This window comes from Streptomyces mutomycini, assembly GCF_001700505.1.
Taxonomy (GTDB): domain Bacteria; phylum Actinomycetota; class Actinomycetes; order Streptomycetales; family Streptomycetaceae; genus Streptomyces; species Streptomyces mutomycini.
Window position 1 is genome coordinate 1 of sequence record NZ_MAPV01000272.1, and the last position, 1,413, is coordinate 1,413.

The following is a 1,413-nucleotide window of genomic DNA, read 5'->3' on the forward strand; positions in this document are numbered from 1 at the left end:
GTCCCGCCCGAGGTCAGCCATGCCGCCTTTGCGCACCGCCCTGCTCCAGAGCTCCGGACGAGCCGGCTCCGTGGACGCCAACCTCGCCGTGCTCGACGAGGCCGCCGAGCGGGCCGCGGCCGCGGGCGCCCGGCTGCTGGTCTGCCCGGAGCTGTTCCTCACCGGATACGCCATCGGCGACGCCGTCCACCGGCTGGCCGAGCCCGCGGACGGGCCCGCGGCGCAGGCGGTCGCCGACATCTGCGTACGCCACGGCCTCGCCGTCCACTACGGATACCCGGAGCGGTCCGGCGAAGCGGTCTTCAACGCGGCGCAGCTGATCGGCCCCGGCGGGGCGCCGCTCGCCAACTACCGCAAGACCCACCTCTTCGGCAGCTTCGAGGAGCGGTGGTTCACGCCCGGCGTGCACCCCGTGGTGCAGGCCGACCTGGACGGCGTACGGGTCGGGCTGCTGATCTGCTACGACGTCGAGTTCCCGGAGAACGTACGAGCGCACGCCCTGGCCGGTACCGAACTGCTGCTGGTCCCGACCGCGCTGATGCACCCCTTCCCGTTCGTCGCCGAAGCAGTGGTGCCGGTCCGCGCCTTCGAGAGCCAGCTCTACATCGCATACGTCAACAGGGCGGGCAGGGAAGGCGACTTCGACTTCACCGGACTGAGCTGCCTGGCCGGACCCGACGGCACGGTCCGTGCCCGCGCCGGCGGTGGCGAGGAGCTCGTCCTCGGCGAGGTCGACCCCGGACTGCTCGCGGCGTCACGCGCCGCCAACCCGTATCTCAAGGACCGCGTTCCCGGTCTGTACGGCTCCCTCGTCTGAGCCCTCGCCCCTCTCGCACGCTTCCCCGCTAGGAGTCCCCACCCCATGACGTCCACGGTGCCCAACGCCGTCCAGCACACCGACGCGCAGCCGCCGATCACCATGTTCGGGCCGGACTTCCCTTACGCCTACGACGACTTCCTCGGCCACCCCGCGGGTATCGGGCAGATACCGGCGACCGAGCACGGTACCGAGGTCGCCGTCATCGGCGGCGGGCTCTCCGGGATCATCACCGCGTACGAACTCATGAAGATGGGGCTGAAGCCCGTCGTCTACGAGGCGGACCGGATCGGCGGCCGGCTGCGCACCGTCGGCTTCGAGGGCTGCGACCCCTCGCTGACCGCCGAGATGGGCGCCATGCGCTTCCCGCCGTCGTCCACGGCGCTGCAGCACTACATCGACCTGGTGGGCCTGGAGACCGAGCCGTTCCCCAACCCCCCTGTCCCCGGCCACCCCGTCGACCGTGGTGGACCTCAAGGGCGAGTCCCACTACGCGCGGACCATCGACGACCTGCCCCCGGTGTACCGCGAGGTGATGGACGCCTGGAACTCCTGCCTGGAGGAGGGCGCCGACTTCTCCGACATGAACCGCGCGA

The 1,413-nt window shown here is 71.3% G+C and carries 1 protein-coding gene and 1 pseudogene; both read left to right on the forward strand.

What is annotated here, in order from left to right; translation table 11 throughout:
- Positions 1-19 precede the first annotated feature (19 nt).
- Positions 20-817 carry a carbon-nitrogen hydrolase family protein gene (locus BFF76_RS29155; protein WP_065849420.1) on the forward strand — a complete coding sequence of 266 codons (798 nt, stop codon included), beginning with the start codon at positions 20-22 and terminating at the stop codon, positions 815-817.
- A 45-nt stretch (positions 818-862) separates the two neighbouring features.
- Positions 863-1,413, forward strand: a pseudogene (locus tag BFF76_RS29160) (flavin monoamine oxidase family protein); the annotation flags it as partial.

What these genes read in the sequence shown, in the direction of transcription:
- BFF76_RS29155 (WP_065849420.1), top strand. Translation starts at nt 20, where the DNA reads ATGCCGCCTTTGCGCACCGCCCTGCTCCAGAGCTCCGGACGAGCCGGC.